Source organism: Vibrio sp. D420a, from assembly GCF_030248625.1.
In the GTDB taxonomy this organism is placed as follows: domain Bacteria; phylum Pseudomonadota; class Gammaproteobacteria; order Enterobacterales; family Vibrionaceae; genus Vibrio; species Vibrio fortis_A.
The window spans coordinates 18618-35840 of sequence record NZ_JAHGAN010000025.1 but is presented as its reverse complement, the minus strand read 5'-3'; the positions used below and the strand labels follow the sequence as shown (position 1 = coordinate 35840).

The following is a 17223-nucleotide window of genomic DNA, read 5'->3' as shown; positions in this document are numbered from 1 at the left end:
ATGAGCGACAGGAACTGCAAATACAACGCTCAATAACATAGATAGCGTCGCTTGGTAGAAACTGAATTTGGTAACGTGCCAATAGTACGGATCAGACCATACTTGGCTGATATCAAGAGAGGGGGCTTTGCTTAGCAACCCCCCTACCGATGAAACCACAAAGGCGGTAATGATCAACGCGACCCAAATACCCACCTTAGGTGTATTTTTTAACATAAAGAGTGATTGTCTCGATGTTTAGCCCCTAATTGGGATAGAGGCTTAATGCCCGACGTCGGGCACTCAATTAAAAAGTCAGGGCGTTTTGCCACTCACGAATCCATGGCTTACGCTTCTCAGCCACTTCTTCAGAGGTAAAGCTTAGAGATTTCTTAGGCATCGTCAGTTGCTCAAACCCTTTTGGGAGCTCGACATCCGTCACTGGGTACATCCAGTTGCCCGTTGGCATCGCCGATTGGAATTCGTCACTTAGAATGAATGCCATAAACTCATCCGCTAGCTTCTCATTATCGCTGCCTTTCACTTTTGCTGCCACTTCCACTTGCGTGTAGTGACCTTCAGCAAAGTCAGCAGACGCGTACTTAGTGTCGCTTTCAGCGATGATGTGGTAAGCCGGTGAGGTCGTGTATGAAAGCACCATATCTGACTCGCCCTCAAGGAACATTGAGTAAGCCTCAGACCAGCCTTTGGTGACAGTAACGGTTTTCTTGGAAAGCTGTTTCCACGCTTGAGTTGCATCATCGCCATAAACCGACTTCATCCACAACATCAGACCTTGGCCTGGTGTTGAAGTACGAGGGTCTTGGTAAATCACCTTAAGATCATCACGCTGCTCAACCAACTCTTTCAAACTCTTAGGTGGGTTTGATAGCTTTTCTGTGTTGTAGATAAATGAGAAGTAACCGAAGTCATAAGGAACAAAGGTGCTGTCGTCCCAGCCATTAGGTAGCACAACAGAAGAAGTATCGACGTTGTGTTCAGATAGTAGGCCTGTTTTCTTAGCTTCCGCCATTAGGTTTTGGTCAAGACCAAGAACAACATCGGCTTTGCTATTGCCACCCTCTAGACGCAAGCGGTTAAGAATTGAAACACCGTCTTCCAGCGCAACAAAGTTCACGTCACAACCACATTTCTCTTCAAATGCTTTCTCGACAGCGGGACGCGGGCCCCAGTCTGCAGCGAAAGAGTCATAGGTATAAACAGTTAGAGTATTATCGGACGCTAGTGCGGAAAAAGAAGCTGCTGTAGTAACAGCAAGAGTGGTTAATGCAAATTTCACTGGACGCTCTCCATGGTCTGAGCGGCACAGGCTTGAGGGAGGACAATGGAAAAGTACTGCCTAACTCAATTCCTACGCCAGCATTATCTGGTTCAGGTTTACGGGTCCCAAGTTGATACTTGATCTCAGCCGCCATTCATAATTTGAATGTTTAGCTCCCCGATGAGTGAGCAGAATTGTAATTGTATTTTAACCAATAAGCTACAAAGTTCGCCTTAATGGCGCTGATCGTAGCCCCATCTTGGTACTAAACCCTGCTCAATACCTAGGTGGTCAAGAATACGAGCCACCATGAAATCGACAAGGTCATCGATCGATTTTGGCTGATGATAAAAACCAGGAGCTGCGGGCATGATGGTCACTCCCATAGTCGAGAGTTTGTGCATATTTTCCAAGTGTAGCGTCGAGAATGGCGTCTCTCGAACCACTAACAGCAGTTGGCCGCGCTCTTTCATGACAACATCCGCAGCGCGTTCAATCAAGTTATCTGACATACCGTGGGCAATTGATGCAACACTCCCTGCCGAGCATGGACAAACCACCATCTGCTTCGGTGCAGCAGAGCCTGACGCAACAGGAGAGAACCAATCGTCTTTACCACACACAACCAAACGCTCAGGGTCGCAATTTAGGTGTTTAACCAATGCCACTTTGGCCGCATCGGGACCTGAAGGCAGTTTGAGATCATGTTCGGTTGCAAGCACCACTCTGGCGGCTGACGATATCAACAGGTACACCTGATAGTCAGCGGCGAGTAGGCACTCTAGTAAGCGCAAACCATATGGGGCACCAGAAGCGCCAGTGAATGCGAGGGTAATCGCTTTACTCTGTTTGGTCATGATCTCTTGTACTTCTTAAATCGATTAGAACGCGTGTATTTAACCTTTGGCCGCCAATCCATCAAGTAATTTCTGATGAATACCACCAAAACCACCATTGCTCATCACCAAAATTTGGTCACCAGATTGCGCTTGCTCAACAATACTTGCGACTAAGGCATCTAGGTCGTCACTGACAACAGCGGGCTGATGACAAGCGTTTGCGACATCTTTAACCGACCAATCGATGTTGTCTGGTTGGAATAAGAAAGTGCTGTCTGCTTGCTTCAATGAATCGGCAAGGGTTTCTTTGTGCACACCTCGTTTCATCGTAGCAGAGCGAGGCTCTAATACGGCGATAATTTTGTTGTTGCCGACCTTATTACGTAAGCCACCCAAAGTTAGTTCAATTGCAGTTGGGTGATGCGCAAAATCGTCGTACACAGTTACCCCAGCAACTTCCCCTTTTAGCTCTAAACGACGCTTGGTATTGATAAATTTCGCCAAAGACTCACATGCCAGATCAGGAGTCACGCCAACATGTCTTGCAGCTGCGATCGCCATCAAGGCATTGTTGACGTTATGATCACCCACCAGCGGCCAATCAACCTTTCCGACACACTCACCTTGGAAGAACACGTTGAACTGCGAGCCATCTTTGACCAGCTTTTCCGCACGCCAATCCGCCCCTTCCCCAGCAAATTCCGTTTCACTCCAACAACCGCGAGACAATACATCCTCAAGAGCACGGTCTTGTTGAGGAGCGAAAATTCGCCCATTGCCTGGAACAGTACGAATCAAGTGGTGGAACTGGCGCTTAATCGCTTCAAGATCGTCGAAAATATCCGCATGATCAAACTCAAGGTTGTTCATCACCAAAGTGCGAGGATGGTAGTGAACAAACTTAGAACGCTTATCAAAAAAAGCACTGTCATACTCGTCAGCTTCAACAACAAAGAACATGCTCTCACCCAATCGAGCAGAGATACCAAAGTTGCCCAACACCCCGCCGACTAAGAAGCCCGGCGCATAACCACAATCCTCTAAGATCCATGCCAGCATGCTAGCCGTAGTCGTTTTACCATGAGTCCCAGACACCGCTAGAACCCAACGGTCATGCAGCAGGAACTCTTGTAGCCATTGAGGTCCCGAGGTGTATTTAAGGTTGTTATTTAGTACATATTCAACACAAGGATTGCCACGACTCATCGCATTGCCAATCACCACCAGATCAGGTCTTGGCTCTAGTTGGCTCGGGTCAAAACCTTCAATGATTTCGATGCCTTGCGACTCTAATAGTGTACTCATTGGCGGGTAAACATTGGCATCACAACCTGTCACTTTGTGACCTAATTGACGGGCTAACACCGCTGCACCACCCATAAAGGTGCCGCAAATTCCTAAGATATGAATATGCATATATCGCTTCCAAAAAACGGGCAAAAAGACTGATTTCTTAATCAAGATTATGTGCATTTCTTATCATGAATCACCCAACAAAAGCGAGTCACAATGCAAAACAAATTTAGTCGACATTCTAAGTGAGATCTGTGTCGCTTACTTCATTACCATTAAAAAGATCTAAAGCTTAGAATTTACGTAAGCGACTAGATGAATAATGCCCACTTAAGAGGCAGCCCAATAGCGCTTGAATCCCCCAATTATTCAGAGAAGTTTAAGGAAATAACATGTCTGAGATGCGCACCCTTGGTGAGTTCATTGTTGAGAAACAAAGTGACTTTCCCCATGCAAGTGGTGATCTATCATCCCTTTTATCGTCGATCCGTCTTGCTGCGAAAATCGTTAACCGAGAAATCAATAAAGCGGGTCTTGTCGACATTACTGGTGCTGTCGGCACCGACAACGTACAAGGTGAAGCGCAACAGAAGCTTGATCTTTACGCGAATGACAAATTCAAAGCAGCTCTGGAAGCTCGTGACCAGGTATGTGGTGTAGCGAGTGAAGAGGAAGACGAAGCGGTAGCATTCAACAAAGAGTTGAACAAAAACGCTAAGTACGTGGTGCTAATGGACCCACTAGATGGTTCATCAAACATCGATGTGAACGTGTCTGTGGGTACGATCTTCTCTATCTACCGTCGTGTATCACCTATTGGTACGCCACCAACCCAAGAAGACTTCCTACAGCCTGGTAACAAGCAGGTTGCAGCGGGCTACGTAATCTACGGCTCTTCAACTATGCTGGTTTACACAACCGGTAATGGCGTGAACGGCTTTACTTACGACCCATCGCTGGGGACTTTCTGTCTTTCTCACGAAAACATGATGATCCCAGATGAAGGTAAGATCTACTCAATCAATGAAGGCAACTACATTCGTTTCCCAACGGGTGTGAAAAAGTACATTAAGTACTGCCAAGAGAATGAGCCTAGTGACAACCGTCCATACACTTCACGTTACATTGGTTCTCTGGTATCAGACTTCCACCGTAACCTGCTAAAAGGCGGTATCTACCTGTACCCGAGCACGCAAAGTCACCCGAACGGTAAACTGCGTCTTCTATATGAGTGCAACCCAATTGCCTTCATCATGGAGCAAGCAGGCGGCGTAGCTTCTGATGGTGTTCAGCGTATTATGGACATCAAGCCAACTGAACTACATCAGCGTGTACCATTCTTTGTTGGTTCAAAGAACATGGTAAACAAAGTAGAAGAGTTTCTTGAGCTAAACCGAGATGAAGCTTAAAGCTTAGTTTTCTCAGTGACTAAAAAGCCAGTACTCGCGTACTGGCTTTGTTGTATATAGACTTTGACAAGGTCTAGCGAAGATCAATCTTCGACTGCGCACCACCTTCAAACTTAATACGGAACCACTTGTCGATATCATCACAAATACCATGGTACTGCTCACCCTTACGCCCCAATGATCTTGGGTTCTGAGAGCAATACTCTATTCGACCAGCCTCGTATCCCTTGTCATATGCAGCATAAAGTTCAGAATCAATTGGGGATGCTGCTGACTTAGATAACGTCGCTTCATCTTTTTTTGTGAATCCCTTCATCGCAGTTTGCTCACCAAACAGCTGCCAATCATCGACATTCGATGTAGATGGTGGAGATTGCGCACAACCGAAAAGCACGATAGAAAACACCAATACTAGATATTTCATAATTTCCTCCTACTAGAAAGACTCATTGAGACTCTAACTACTACGTCGGAACTATACTCCTGGCTCATACTTCAAACGCTTATTCTCGTTTACACCAGTCACCAGAAAGAATCTCTCGTTGCTCAGTTAAATCAAACTGATACAAATAAACCCACGCTAATCCAAATATAGTCTCAATTTGTTCACGACGGTACTCAATAGGTACATCTTCGAGCCGATCGAGCGAAGCCAAAACATCGTCGTTGACTATATAGACCTCCCCAACCACTTTTTTCTTTCCGAAAATCATGCCTGGATATCGACCTAAATCGTACAGAGCAAATTGAGGAGGGGTTATCCAATCACCTAACTTCTTACTCTGCTTTAAAAAATGATGGTTATGTTGCCCTTTTCTCAGCGTCCCATACACAAACACCAGGTGTGACATCGCTAATCCCACTCCATCAAACAATTACTCAAACTCGAATTGATAGAGTAGGTCTACCGCGCTGTCTACGCCAGAAACCGCTTCTACGTACAAGTCCTGCATCAAACGATAACGCACTGTGAATTCCCCCAAAGAGTCGAAGATACCAACACCGTATTTCACTTGTAAGCCCGGGAGAATATAGCCGCTTACCGTGACTTGTGAATCTTCACCAGAGCCTGCGGTATCAAGTTGAAGATCTTGAACACCAAAGGCCTCACCAATCTCTCCCACCACTTTACCGCTTTTAGCTAAACTCAGGCCGATTAAGGTTGTAGTCATCGAGCCACTGCCCGCTTCACCATCGATATCTTGTCCACGAAGCAAGTAAGACAATGCGTTGGCTTGTGGCATCGAAGGATCGGAGTAAATGTCAATTTTTGGCTCCGTTGCTGGGCCTGTCACTCTAACCCCCGCCGTCACGTCATCTTGTGTATTGTCAGGATTTCGAATCGCATTGATCGCGACATAGGGCTGATCGGGTGGACCATTCATCAAGATCTTACCCTCTTTGATGATCAGATCCTGTCCAAATGATTGATAGGTACCATCAACGATGTTGACCTCACCGGTAATAAACGGTCCCTGGTCTCGTTGCGCGACATTTAGCTTACCCACTAGATCACCCTCTAGACCAAATGCAGACAATTTAAAGTCATCACCAATCGAGATATTAATATTGGTTTCTACATTAAACGGAACTTTAGTTTCGCCTTCAGGTTGCAGATCTTTATTGAGAATCACCTGATCAGAAGAGACACCAACGGCACTCGGTGGTAGCTCTTCAACAACAATACGTCCCCAAGGTAATGAAATATCACCCGTGATACGCGCAAGCTTTGGAGAGACATCTATCGTCATATCAGGCACAACTTTCACTTTGACCATCGGCGGCACATCGACCATCAAGTCATCGGCAAACACTCGCACCTGTGTGCTCCATGCTTCAAGATCTTGCCATTGCCCTTTACCTTCAACGTCCAATTGACCATCAGGGGTAACAATCGCTGCATCGAGATTGGCACTGTATCCATCGAAGTCGAGTCCAATACGACCGTCTTTGATATCCACAGGCGTGATGTCTCCTTTCACTTGCATGTCTTCTACCGAAAATGAGCCGAAGACTTGAGGATGCATCAATGAGCCTTGTACCTTGAGGTCACTAGACAAGTTGGCTTGCAACAAGCTGTATTCACCTAACAGTGGAGCTAGGAAATCAAGATGGAAAGTACTGAGCTGTAGCGCCGCCTCAACTTGCTTGTCTTCAACAACTACATCAGGAAGAACCAAAGAACCAGTCAGGTCTCCGTTATCAGTTACGTCAAGTAGCCAATCTGCCTCAAGTCGATTGTCTTTTAGTTTGGCGTTTACTTTAATGCTCTCCCAACCTAATGTGATCGACTCCCCCGCATCTTGAATGACTTGCCCTTTCGGCAGTTCAATTTTAGCACTAACTTCAGGTGCCACTTTCTCATCCCATTTAGCCTCAGCTTGCACATTAACTGAGCCTGTTAGTTGTGTTGCCTTAGGGATAAACTGTTTAACCTGTTCAAAGTCGAAATCAGTAATCGCAAGCTTGGCCGCGCCAGATTTACCTGCTCGAATATCTTCGGTCAGACAGACACTTGAATCAGCTTGCAACCAACAGTGTGCCGCGACATCCGCAAACTGCTTATCAATATCCGCTGTGATAGCAACGGGCTTCTCAAGTCGCCATGGCCCCTGCTCCGTTGAAAGCGTCACGCGCTCAAGTGCACCTTTCCAAACCATTGATGGCTTCTGAACCAATTCGCCTGAGATAGCGAGGCTGGTTGATACGATGTCGGAAACAACATCCAGAGTGAGCTTGTGACTCTTCTCACCACCATCCACCTTTAACTCAACACTTTCCACCTTCTGTTCTTGGTAGCTGATGCCATTAGCTTTAAGCACAATATCGGCTTGAGGTGCTGGCAACGGCGTTACAGAGCCATTCAGAGCTAAACTATCGAGTGTTGCTTCGTCTTTCCATTTAACGCTATTAATGTTCAGGCCTAAATCGACATTTGGCTCTTTCATAGGCCCTGATAGCGCGATATCACCAACCAACGTACCTCTCAAGTCCGGGACACTTTTCACCAGGTCTGGAAAATCAATAGCGACATCCATATCCCATTGCTTATCCAGCTTACCAACCACATTGATCGCGTTGACACCGTGCGATAGGCGCAGCCCTGAAGTTTCAACACTCGGTTCCCCGGAGGCTGTTTTATCTGACGCAGAGAGCTGACCTTTAATGTTGAGTGGGTACTCTCTTAAGATGCCATCGATATCTAAAGTTGGTAGCTCCACTTGCCAACCACCAACCTCAGTTAAGCTGCCAGATGTCTTGAGGTTACCACTGATGTCCCCTTCCGCTTCTGGCCATTGCAAACCGGGCTGAATATGCTGCAAACCAATATCCGCTTGCCAGTTCACAAGCTCTTTCCAGTTGGCCTTAACTGCACCAGTGACATGCCCGCCCAATGTCGCAATATCAAGGCGCTTTAAGTCAATATGCTCAGTGCTACCTGCACCTTCAACATCAAGACTGATATCTGGGATATCTTTACCCTTGGCGTTGGCGTCTAGGTTTAACTGAAAGCCTTCCCGTGAACCGTTGGTTTTTAATTGTTTAATGGCAACCTGATAGTCACTATTGCCCTTCAAAGGCCATTGCGCTTTGCCGTCATTCATTTCAAGATCAAATGGCAGTGTTGGCTCTAAAGGTTTAAGTTCGCCAGATAGCTTAGCTTCAATCAACTCTGATAACGTGGCATCCAGCGTTAGCTCTTCCACACTACCTTTCGCTGATAATTGAAGCTTCTGCCCCGCCACGTCGGTCTCTTTAACTAGGGCTGAGAGGTCAAGTTCAAGAGGGTACCCTCCTTTCAGCTGTACCTTTGCTCTGAGGTCTGCCTCAGCTTGTGGCATATCCAGCTCAAGCGTTTGTACATCGACATCATGCTCACCTACTTTCGCTTCAAGTCCTAGGTGATTGACGATGATTGGCGTCTCTTGAGCAAGTTTAAAGCGATTCAAATCAAAGCGTTCAAGAGCGACCGTCAACGGAATCCATACTTCTGGTAAAACAATCGCTTCAGCTTCCTTAGCCGTTTCCGGTTTTGCATCCTCTTCAACCGAAGGCTCTGTTTCAGCGAGTTTAACGGTAAGGTCATCGAATACGGTAGGAGAGATAGTTAACACGTCTCCCTTCATATTCATCGCCGTTGAAAAACGTTGCCAATCAATCTTGTTTCCCAGAACATCGAGAGAGATATCGTCAAAATTCACACGATTAAGAGTGATGGGTAATGGCGTCGAGATAGAGGTTAACGGTGCTGTTGGTTCTGCTTCTTCCTCTGCAGGCGGTGGAAGTTCAGTAAAGGCGAAATCGAGCCCTTGTAGAGTCAGCTCATCAACACAAACTTGAGGGTCCAACAGACATCTTGGATTGATCGCCAACTCAATCTTGTCGAGCTGAGTGTTGATGTGCAGGCTTTCATCGACAAATTGAACGTTGTGAAGGCTAAAACGAGGGAAAAGCGCGCCTTTAGTACTCTCAACTTTGAGTTGTGGTAAAGCCTTTTCGGCTCCCCAAAGTACGGCATTTAAGCCCGGATTGGTGAATAGAGCGAGACCAACTAAGGTCAGAACTAGCAGCAAAATAGAGACGATAGAGATCGAAGTCCATTTGAAAATTTTGCCAATCACTTTAATCATAACTCAGGCCCTAAAGTGAAGTGTATTTGGAATTCATCACCTGGGTCGGCATCCAGGCCCCAAGCAAAGTCGAGACTCACAGGCCCTACCGGAGATGCCCAACGAATACCAACACCGGTACCCGCTTTTAAATCAGGCGTATCATTAAAGGCGTCACCAATGTCATAAAACATCGCCCCCCACCAGTTGCCATAAAGGCGATATTGGTACTCAAAACTCGCTGTGGTCATAAACTTCGCGCCCGTTAGCGCGTTGCTCTCATCTACAGGGGAGATAGACTCATAGCCGTAACCACGAAGGCTATTATCACCACCCACAAAGAATCGCAGAGATGGAGATAGCTTTTCAAATTCATCCGCAAAGTTAGCACCATATTCTAAGCGCGTTAGACCGCGATGGTTTTCGCCAAGGCTACGAATCCAAGCCGTCCTGCCCTGAAAACGAATCACCTTAGTTTCAGAAAGCAGCGAATCATCCCCAGCTTCCAACATAATGGTTTGCTTATCACCCCACATCGGCATCGCACCACCGCGAGTACGCGTACGAGAAAAAGAGATACCCGGCAGTACAAACTGCGCGACATCATCTTGAAGGCCCTGTTCATAGTTCTCTAATAAATAACGAACGAATACAGTGCGCTGCCAACCGTTATCTAAACGCCAAAAACGCTCAAGTTTCAGGTTGGACTCCAGGCTCCTGGTATCTCGATTGTCAACATTCTTCATACCGTAAGTAACTTGATAGTAGTCATTGAGTACGTCATCGAGCGGTATTCTGTAGCTGGCAGTAATGGTTTGCTCTGGCTTCGAGATAGAGAGGCTACTATTGAAGCTGTGACCGCTGCTATTTACCCACGGCTTTTTCCACTTCAGGCTGCCTTTAACCCCTAGATCGGTAGAGACACCAATACCGGTTTCGAGCTGATTTCGAGCCTGAGGCGCTAAGCTCACCTTCATTGGTATTTCACGACCGTTACCCAATTCGGCAAGGTCGGGCTCAACAAACACGGAAGAGAACCAATCGGTATTAGATAAGTTCTGATTGTATTCACCGACCTTGGCGATCTCATAAGGCTGACCTTGCTCAAACGGCTTCAATGACTGAACCTTATCCTCTTCAATCTGACTGCCTGTTACGGTCGTTTCACCAAAGTGATAACGAATACCGCTGTCATAATGTAAACGAACATAAGCGCGGTTAAGTTCAGGGGCAACCTCAAGACGACTCAGTTCGTAATTGCCGTCAAAGTAACCCTTGGCTAACCCTAGGTTGCGCATTGATGATTTAAGCGAGTCGTAGTGGCTATGATTCAACACCTTGCCTTTTTGAAGGTTACTTTTTGCAACTAATGCTAAGAAGTCAGGATCGTTTTCCGCTTCTCCGGAGATAACGATATCAGAGGTGTAGATAACAACAGGCTCACCAGGCTTAACGTTCACTAAGAGTTCGCTGTCATCTTCAGAAGGCGTAAAGGTGATTTCAGGGTGGTAATAACCCAAAGCATTTACTGCTTCTTTGATCATTGATTCTAAACGAGACTGAAAACGCAAAGATACAGAATACTCTTCTTCCGGAATAGCGCTCAGGTAGGCATCGACATTATCTTCAAGCGCGCCATCCAGTCCCTCAATTTCAAGAGAGACATCGGCAAAGGCAAAGCTTGAGGAGAGCAAGGTGCCAATCAGAACTGGTATAGTTTTTCTTATCATGATTAATTGGGAGAAGTTATCAATACGTTAAGAATCAAAGGGAAATCATACCGCTAATTCAATAGCGCGTCTGTAATAATTCAAGCAATAAAACGGTCTAATTTAAAGAGTTACTCGTATATTTAAAGACAGTTAACGCGTATAGATACCTCTAAAAGGAACATAGCAATGCTCAATAAACAACAAATGGTTTCTGAAGCAACAGCCTTGCCTGGGAACCCATACCCGATCACAGTCTCAGAACCACATTTCGTGAATCAAAGTGATCTGCTTGCTCCACCCACTTCAGGGCAACAAGAGATACTGCTTGGCCTTGGATGTTTTTGGGGGGCTGAGCGCTTGTTTTGGCAACTTGAAGGGGTCGTTTCTACCTCTGTCGGGTATGCTGGCGGCTTCACTCATAACCCGACATACCAACAAGTATGTACAGGTCAAACAGGTCATACGGAAGTCGTGCGTGTGGTCTTTGACCCAAGTATCTTACCTCTTGAAGCACTGCTTAAAACTTTCTGGGAAAGTCATGACCCAACCCAAGGCATGCGTCAAGGAAATGATCTCGGCACTCAATACCGCTCTGCGATCTACACCTTTAGCAACGAACAGCAATCCATTGCAGAATCTTCAAAGCATAGCTATCAACAAGCGATGCAAGCTGCGCGAGGTTCAGAAATCACAACGGAGGTACAGCCAGCCGGAGAGTACTTCTATGCCGAAGATTACCACCAACAATATCTTGCTAAAAATCCAAACGGTTATTGCGGATTAGGCGGAACTGGAGTCTGCTTCCCACCTCAGTAAATAAATCATTAACCGATACAAACAAAAAAGGGCTTTGATACATCAAGCCCTTTCACTCCAACCATTGAAATCAATGTGTACTACATCGACATACAAGCGATGGTGCCATTCACTTCTTTAAATACATTAAGCTTTTTTTGATCCGTCACTTCAGGAAGAAGGACTTTTCCTTGGTCGAATCTGAATTCACCGATACCTTCGATGCTGAATTGACCTTTGAACAGGACTTTAACGAAACGCGCCACTTGACGAGGGCGGTAAGTAGAAAATTCACGTAGCATAGACAACCTCAATTCCTTTGAGTACAACAGTTTGTGATCAGCTCTTCACTTTTGAGCAAAGCACAAATAACAGCCATTTCCATTGGCTGACAGCAAGAAAATCTGTCGATTCCCTTGATATAGTTGCATTATACCCTTTAGTAACAACTCCGCAACACCTTTCAACGACGTACGATAAAAAAGTAAGCGAGGCATTTTGTTTATTTCATATTATACTTCGAGGGCAAACCAACAAGCGGAACAAAAATATAATGAAAAACAAAACTCTACTGGCTTTATTAGCCGCAGCCTCTCCAATCTTCGCCAATGCTCACAACTTATCTGTCGGCGAAACCCTACCACCGGTTAGCGTCACTGCTCACGGTGAAATCACTCTAAATGACGGTTCAACAGGCTATCAAGCTTGGGCAACCACAGACATGCTAGGTAAAGTTCGCGTTGTTCAAGCGATTGCCGGACGCAGCAGCTCTAAAGAGCTCAACGCGCCTCTAATGGCAGCAATTACCGCGTCTAAATTCCCAGAAGATGCATACCAAACCACGACCATCATCAACCAAGATGATGCGATTTGGGGTACTGGATCTTTTGTAAAATCTTCAGCTGAGAGCAGCAAGGAAGAGTTTCCTTGGTCTTCAATGGTACTGGATGAAGAAGGTACCGCGGCATCGGCTTGGGCTCTAAAAGAGGAGAGCTCTGCAATCATCGTCCAAGACAAACAAGGTAAGGTCCTGTTTGTAAAAGAAGGGGCGTTAAACGAAACCGAAGTCTCTGAAGTTATTCAACTTATTAAAGCAAATCTTTAATAATAATTACTCTCTTTTACGAGATTTCTTGAAAGGACGTTGTTATATTATAACAACGTCCTTTTTCTTTTTTGGTTTAACTCATCATGATCTGGCGAGCCCACTCACTCACAATTAGACGTTCCGTCCTGTGCATGCTCGGGTTAATGATCATGTTGTCGTGGTCCGTGGCGCACCACATCGTAGATGCCGATCCGGAACATCACGCTCATCACCAATGTGAACTGTTTTCAGCCAGTCAGTTGGGGTTCGCGCACGATTTACCACAACTTCCTGAATTAAATATCGATTTCATTGTCCTATCCAATGAACCAGCTCGTAAGCTACAAAGACTGTACTTTGCTTATCTCGCCCGTTCACCACCCATGAAGATGACTTAATCATTTAATCTGTTTTTAATTTATCTTTTTATTTAGGAATACCCAATGAAACCTTCTATTTTAGCCGTTGTTATCGGCATGACAGTATCTGCTACCGCTATCGCTGAGGATCACTTTCGCTCTCATGATGCTCACGTTCACGGAGAAGTTGAAGTCAACATCGCTCAAGACGGCCAAGAGCTTTTAGTCGAAGTAACCGCTCCGGGTGCAGACGTTGTTGGTTTTGAACACGCTCCGCAAACACCAGAGCAAGTAACGGCACTAGAAAAAGCGACAGCACTACTGAACCAACCGAGCAAGCTATTCGCGTTTGAAGGCGCGGATTGTACGCTAGAGTACAAATCTGTGACTCATACTTTGGGTCAAGATGATCATGAAGGCCATGACCACGACCATGAAGGTCACGATCACGACAAACATGATCATGATGACCACGACCATGACAAACACGATCATCATGACCACGAAGGTCACGACCATGACAAACATGATCATGATGACCACGAAGGTCACGACCATGACAAGCACGATCATGATGACCACGAAGGTCACGACCACGACCATGCTGCAGGTGGCCACGGTGAGTTCACAATCGAATACCACTACCAATGTTCAAACGTGGCTAAGCTAGACACAGTTGAAACACAATGGTTCTCTAACTTTGCCAATACAGAGTCTATTACTGTGAACCTATTAACGGATCGCGCACAGACTCAACAGAAGCTAACGCCAAGCAACACTAGCTTCCGTTTCTAATATTTCATTGATATAGAAACACAACGTACAGCAGCCAAGTGAGCACTCACTTGGCTGCCTTGCTCTCATACAACCAGAGTCGCTCAAGTAGTGATTCATAGAGCAATTCCCTAGAATATCGATTTAAGCAAAACCGCTTAGCGAGTAGGAGCTTATATGTCCTTTGACCAATCATCGCTTGTCGTTAAATTGGAAAACGTCAGTTTCCGTTGGAAGCCAGACCTTCCACCAACGCTCGAAATACCCTCTCTTCATATCCATGCCAAAGAGCACCTTTTTATTAAAGGGCCAAGTGGTTGTGGCAAATCGACACTACTAGGGTTGTTAACGGGGATAAATCAAGCACAACAAGGTGAAGTTTCCATCTTGGGTCAAGACCTTAACCAACTATCGCCACGTCAACGCGACAAGTTTAGAGCCGACCATATAGGCTATATCTTCCAACAATTTAACCTGCTGCCATACCTATCAGTGACGGACAACGTGACCCTACCTTGTCAGTTTTCCAACATCAGAAAACAGAATGTCACCCAAGGGAATAACGAATTAAAAGCCACGGCTGAAACGCTTCTACAGAGACTGAAACTCCCAGAGGCATTGATGAATAAGCCCGTAACCGAACTCAGCATCGGGCAACAACAGCGGGTAGCGGCCGCAAGAGCTTTAATGGGTCATCCACAAATCATTATTGCCGATGAACCAACATCCGCACTCGACCATGACAACAGAGAAGCCTTCATTGAACTGCTGCTCGAGCAGGCTGACCAAGCCAACTCCACGCTGATCTTTGTGAGTCATGACCCAACGCTAGAAAAGCTGTTCACTCGCAGCATCGACCTCACGACCGTTAACCAAGCGAAGGCTATCGTATGAAAGTAATCACTCACTTAGCGCTCAAAAGTGTGCTCAACCGTAAGGCCACAGCCATTCTTACGATTCTAACCGTAGCGGTTTCCGTCATTCTTCTGCTTGGTGTAGAACGCGTGCGCACAGAGGCAAAAAGCAGCTTCGCCAATACCATTTCTGGAACCGACCTGATTGTCGGTGGTCGTTCTGGGCAAGTGAATCTACTGCTCTATTCTGTGTTCAGAATCGGCAACGCAACCAATAACATCGACTGGAAGAGCTACCAAGAGTTCAGCCAGCATAAAGCGGTAAAATGGGCGATTCCAATCTCTCTGGGTGACTCGCATAAAGGCTTCCGTGTAATGGGCACCAACCACAGCTACTTTGAGCACTATCGCTATGGAAGTAAGCAACCACTTACTCTCCAACAGGGCCGTAAGTTTAATGAGCTGTTTGATGTGGTGATCGGTGCGGATGTAGCAAAACAACTCGACTATGAGATTGGTGATCAAATCATCCTAGCGCATGGTATTAGTGATGTGGCATTCAGCCGCCACGACAACCTACCATTTACGATCGTCGGTATCATTGCGCCAACAGGAACACCAGTAGATAAAACGGTGCACGTATCACTTGAGGCTATTGAAGCCATTCACGTTGGTTGGGAATCTGGAGCCAATCTTGGTCATACGCCGGATGCCGAAACACTGAAAACCTACGACTTCCAGCCAAAACAGATCACAGCAATGATGCTTGGCCTGAACTCAAAGATTCAGACATTCGCACTGCAACGCGAAATCAATACCTACCGACAAGAGCCTTTGAGCGCGATCATGCCAGGCATTGCACTGCATGAATTGTGGGGCATGATGGCGGTTGCTGAGCAAGCACTGCTAGTCGTATCTGGCTTTGTCGTTGTAGCAGGTCTACTCGGGATGCTCAGCAGTCTACTGACTAGTTTACAAGAGCGTCGTAGAGAGATGGCTATCCTACGAGCGATGGGCGCGAGACCAAGACACGTATTCGGTTTATTGATCAGTGAAGCCAGTGCGCTTACTTTCCTTGGGATTACGTTAGGCGTCGGATTGCTCTTTGGTTTAATTGCAGTAGTTGCTCCTATCGTGCAACAAAGTTATGGTATCAACATATCAATATCCGCAATCACCCCACATGAGTGGAAACTCATTATGATGGTTCAAATTGCTGGAATTATCATTGGCTTTATTCCCGCATTCCGCGCGTATCGTCAATCACTTGCTGATGGCATGACCATTCGAATTTAATATAGGAACACATTATGCAACACAAACTCTTGCTGATCCTTGGGTTGCTTCTGTTTCCGTTTGCGACAACCGCATACGCAGAAGCACCATCAACCGAGGAATCAGTCCTTACTTTGGAATGGATCGACCTAATTCCAGAATCGGAACGCGCTCAGCTCGATCCCTTCGGCATGCCAACCGTCGATCACAGCCAAGAGAACCCTCAGCAATCTAAGCTTGGTGCTATCCGCCCAGAGCTGAATGGAAGCAAAGTAAAGATTCCTGGTTTTGTTATCCCTCTAGAAGGGGATGAGAATATGATCACTGAGTTTCTACTGGTGCCATATTTCGGGGCATGTATTCACGTACCGCCGCCGCCACCTAACCAGATCATCTATGTGAAATTTCCAAAGGGCGCACCGATCCAACAGCTGTGGGATGTTATCTATCTAGTGGGAACACTGAAAACAGAGACCATTACGCACGATTTGGCGCAAACTGGCTATCTTATTGAAGGGGTAGCAATCGAAGAATACGACGATATGTAGGGATATCGTTCTAACGAATATGAAGATGGTAGCTCACTTGGGCTGCCATTTTTTATAGGCAACATTTATAAGCTAGGTTCTATAAGCAACTGGTATTATAACAATTTTCTAACGATGAAATATCGCTAGGTTACGCAATATATTTAGATAGATACGCTAGGATAGCAACATAACTAACGAGTAATAGTCCAATTGCCAGCTGTTTTTTCAGCTTATTATCATTCACCTGATTCATAACTCCTCCTTGGATTACACAACAAATTTAACATTTTATTATCATCATAAAAAGTAAATTTTGTTTAATCCTTCAACTTTATTCGTAATATTGAAGTTACTCGCCCCTTTCTGAGCCTAAAACGATTTTGACTAGGCGCATCCATCCGAACAAATTTAGACTCGAAAAATCG

General features: G+C 45.8%; 16 protein-coding genes, 1 pseudogene and 1 riboswitch. Of the genes and pseudogenes, 8 read left to right on the top strand and 9 right to left on the bottom strand.

The features are described 5' to 3' along the window. The 4 genes and pseudogenes from thiP to mpl form a co-directional block, all read right to left on the bottom strand. Positions 1-216, bottom strand: a pseudogene (gene thiP, locus KI743_RS17185) (thiamine/thiamine pyrophosphate ABC transporter permease ThiP); the annotation flags it as partial. Between the two features lie 70 nt (positions 217-286). Beyond that, positions 287-1279 carry a thiamine ABC transporter substrate binding subunit gene (thiB, locus tag KI743_RS17180; RefSeq protein WP_032553281.1) on the bottom strand — a complete coding sequence of 331 codons (993 nt, stop codon included), beginning with the start codon at positions 1277-1279 and terminating at the stop codon, positions 287-289. 52 nt (positions 1280-1331) lie between these two features. Then, positions 1332-1451: riboswitch (TPP riboswitch) on the bottom strand. 43 nt (positions 1452-1494) lie between these two features. Then, positions 1495-2118, bottom strand: coding sequence for a flavin prenyltransferase UbiX (locus tag KI743_RS17175; protein ID WP_285467420.1), 624 nt, complete (start codon positions 2116-2118; stop codon positions 1495-1497). A 39-nt stretch (positions 2119-2157) separates the two neighbouring features. Next, positions 2158-3516: a UDP-N-acetylmuramate:L-alanyl-gamma-D-glutamyl-meso-diaminopimelate ligase gene (gene mpl, locus KI743_RS17170; protein WP_285467419.1), complete on the bottom strand. Its 1359-nt coding sequence runs from the start codon at positions 3514-3516 to the stop codon at positions 2158-2160. Between the two features lie 269 nt (positions 3517-3785). Here mpl and fbp point away from each other — a divergent pair, with 269 nt between their 5' ends. Then, positions 3786-4802, top strand: a complete 1017-nt coding sequence (fbp, locus tag KI743_RS17165) for a class 1 fructose-bisphosphatase (protein WP_032553284.1) — start codon at positions 3786-3788, stop codon at positions 4800-4802. A 73-nt stretch (positions 4803-4875) separates the two neighbouring features. On the opposite strand, the gene KI743_RS17160 is transcribed toward fbp, so the two are convergent. The 4 genes from KI743_RS17160 to KI743_RS17145 all read right to left on the bottom strand — a co-directional run bounded on the left by KI743_RS17160 (position 4876) and on the right by KI743_RS17145 (position 11142). Continuing rightward, positions 4876-5226: a DUF2799 domain-containing protein gene (locus tag KI743_RS17160; protein WP_032553285.1), complete on the bottom strand. Its 351-nt coding sequence runs from the start codon at positions 5224-5226 to the stop codon at positions 4876-4878. 79 nt (positions 5227-5305) lie between these two features. Then, entirely contained in the window at positions 5306-5653 is a 348-nt protein-coding gene (locus tag KI743_RS17155) for a gamma-glutamylcyclotransferase (RefSeq protein ID WP_032553287.1), read from the bottom strand. A gap of 24 nt (positions 5654-5677) precedes the next feature. Next, positions 5678-9433: a translocation/assembly module TamB domain-containing protein gene (locus KI743_RS17150; RefSeq protein WP_285467418.1), complete on the bottom strand. Its 3756-nt coding sequence runs from the start codon at positions 9431-9433 to the stop codon at positions 5678-5680. Then, the gene (locus KI743_RS17145) at positions 9430-11142 is read right to left on the bottom strand and encodes an autotransporter assembly complex family protein (protein ID WP_285467417.1); all 1713 of its coding nucleotides are present in this window, start codon (positions 11140-11142) and stop codon (positions 9430-9432) included. The genes KI743_RS17150 and KI743_RS17145 overlap by 4 nt, the downstream gene beginning before the upstream one ends. Before the next feature lie 168 nt (positions 11143-11310). On the opposite strand from KI743_RS17145, the gene msrA reads away from it, so the two are divergent. Continuing rightward, on the top strand, positions 11311-11940 hold the full coding sequence (gene msrA / locus KI743_RS17140) for a peptide-methionine (S)-S-oxide reductase MsrA (RefSeq protein WP_285467416.1): 630 nt from the start codon (positions 11311-11313) through the stop codon (positions 11938-11940). An 80-nt stretch (positions 11941-12020) separates the two neighbouring features. Here the strand turns inward: msrA and KI743_RS17135 are convergent, their stop codons facing one another. Then, positions 12021-12221, bottom strand: a complete 201-nt coding sequence (locus KI743_RS17135) for a DUF1107 family protein (RefSeq protein ID WP_032553292.1) — start codon at positions 12219-12221, stop codon at positions 12021-12023. Between the two features lie 251 nt (positions 12222-12472). Between KI743_RS17135 and KI743_RS17130 the strand changes: the two genes are divergently transcribed. The 6 genes from KI743_RS17130 to KI743_RS17105 all read left to right on the top strand — a co-directional run bounded on the left by KI743_RS17130 (position 12473) and on the right by KI743_RS17105 (position 16816). Beyond that, positions 12473-13024, top strand: coding sequence for a YtfJ family protein (locus KI743_RS17130; protein WP_032553293.1), 552 nt, complete (start codon positions 12473-12475; stop codon positions 13022-13024). Between the two features lie 152 nt (positions 13025-13176). Beyond that, positions 13177-13404 carry a DUF2607 family protein gene (locus KI743_RS17125; RefSeq protein WP_253895348.1) on the top strand — a complete coding sequence of 76 codons (228 nt, stop codon included), beginning with the start codon at positions 13177-13179 and terminating at the stop codon, positions 13402-13404. 45 nt (positions 13405-13449) lie between these two features. Beyond that, positions 13450-14160, top strand: a complete 711-nt coding sequence (locus KI743_RS17120; RefSeq protein WP_285467415.1) for a DUF2796 domain-containing protein — start codon at positions 13450-13452, stop codon at positions 14158-14160. Positions 14161-14316: 156 nt separating this feature from the next. Next, on the top strand, positions 14317-15033 hold the full coding sequence (locus KI743_RS17115; protein ID WP_152469353.1) for an ABC transporter ATP-binding protein: 717 nt from the start codon (positions 14317-14319) through the stop codon (positions 15031-15033). Next, positions 15030-16289 (top strand): ABC transporter permease, encoded by a 1260-nt coding sequence (locus tag KI743_RS17110; protein ID WP_285467414.1) that lies wholly within the window; start codon positions 15030-15032, stop codon positions 16287-16289. Before KI743_RS17115 ends, KI743_RS17110 begins: the two co-directional genes overlap by 4 nt. A gap of 14 nt (positions 16290-16303) precedes the next feature. Beyond that, complete coding sequence (locus tag KI743_RS17105; RefSeq protein WP_032553298.1) at positions 16304-16816, top strand: DUF3299 domain-containing protein; 513 nt, start codon at positions 16304-16306, stop codon at positions 16814-16816. The last annotated feature ends 407 nt before the right edge of the window (positions 16817-17223 follow it).

Excerpts from the sequence above, each read along its gene's own strand:
- KI743_RS17175 (WP_285467420.1), bottom strand. The coding sequence starts at position 2,118 with ATGACCAAACAGAGTAAAGCGATTACCCTCGCATTCACTGGCGCTTCT.
- mpl (WP_285467419.1), bottom strand. The coding sequence starts at position 3,516 with ATGCATATTCATATCTTAGGAATTTGCGGCACCTTTATGGGTGGTGCA.
- fbp (WP_032553284.1), top strand. The coding sequence starts at position 3,786 with ATGTCTGAGATGCGCACCCTTGGTGAGTTCATTGTTGAGAAACAAAGT.
- KI743_RS17160 (WP_032553285.1), bottom strand. The coding sequence starts at position 5,226 with ATGAAATATCTAGTATTGGTGTTTTCTATCGTGCTTTTCGGTTGTGCG.
- KI743_RS17155 (WP_032553287.1), bottom strand. The coding sequence starts at position 5,653 with ATGTCACACCTGGTGTTTGTGTATGGGACGCTGAGAAAAGGGCAACAT.
- KI743_RS17150 (WP_285467418.1), bottom strand. The coding sequence starts at position 9,433 with ATGATTAAAGTGATTGGCAAAATTTTCAAATGGACTTCGATCTCTATC.
- KI743_RS17145 (WP_285467417.1), bottom strand. The coding sequence starts at position 11,142 with ATGATAAGAAAAACTATACCAGTTCTGATTGGCACCTTGCTCTCCTCA.
- msrA (WP_285467416.1), top strand. The coding sequence starts at position 11,311 with ATGCTCAATAAACAACAAATGGTTTCTGAAGCAACAGCCTTGCCTGGG.
- KI743_RS17135 (WP_032553292.1), bottom strand. The coding sequence starts at position 12,221 with ATGCTACGTGAATTTTCTACTTACCGCCCTCGTCAAGTGGCGCGTTTC.
- KI743_RS17130 (WP_032553293.1), top strand. The coding sequence starts at position 12,473 with ATGAAAAACAAAACTCTACTGGCTTTATTAGCCGCAGCCTCTCCAATC.
- KI743_RS17125 (WP_253895348.1), top strand. The coding sequence starts at position 13,177 with ATGTTGTCGTGGTCCGTGGCGCACCACATCGTAGATGCCGATCCGGAA.
- KI743_RS17120 (WP_285467415.1), top strand. The coding sequence starts at position 13,450 with ATGAAACCTTCTATTTTAGCCGTTGTTATCGGCATGACAGTATCTGCT.
- KI743_RS17115 (WP_152469353.1), top strand. The coding sequence starts at position 14,317 with ATGTCCTTTGACCAATCATCGCTTGTCGTTAAATTGGAAAACGTCAGT.
- KI743_RS17110 (WP_285467414.1), top strand. The coding sequence starts at position 15,030 with ATGAAAGTAATCACTCACTTAGCGCTCAAAAGTGTGCTCAACCGTAAG.
- KI743_RS17105 (WP_032553298.1), top strand. The coding sequence starts at position 16,304 with ATGCAACACAAACTCTTGCTGATCCTTGGGTTGCTTCTGTTTCCGTTT.